Annotated in this window: 1 protein-coding gene; it reads left to right on the top strand. The window is 61.3% G+C overall.

Annotated elements, in window-relative coordinates; genetic code table 11:
• On the top strand, positions 1-266 hold a 266-nt coding region (locus tag K3A85_RS17860; RefSeq protein WP_225207863.1), incomplete at its 5' end, for a type 2 periplasmic-binding domain-containing protein.
• Positions 267-287 lie beyond the last annotated feature (21 nt).

Below are 287 nucleotides of genomic sequence, written 5' to 3'. Positions count from 1 at the left end.
CGGTGGTCGCGAACAAGGATGCGATGGCCTCACTGACAGCCGAGCAACGTACCGAGTTCGACGCGGCCTTCGAGAAGGTCACGCAGATGCAGCGCGAACTGTTCGCTTCGAATTTCGACAGCGACATCGCCTGGCTGAAAGAGAACGGCACGACCGTGATCGAGCCGGAACGCGCCGAATTCATCGAGGCCGTGCAGCCGGTCGTTCAGAAATACGCGGATCAGTTCGGACCCGAACTGGTGCAGCGCATCATCGACACCCAGTGAGAATGCCAGGGGCCGCCCGGA

The sequence above is a fragment of the Novosphingobium huizhouense genome (assembly GCF_020179475.1).
GTDB classification, from domain to species: Bacteria; Pseudomonadota; Alphaproteobacteria; order Sphingomonadales; family Sphingomonadaceae; genus Novosphingobium; species Novosphingobium huizhouense.
The sequence above is the reverse complement of the archived record's forward strand: the minus strand, read 5'-3'. Positions and strand labels throughout refer to the sequence as shown.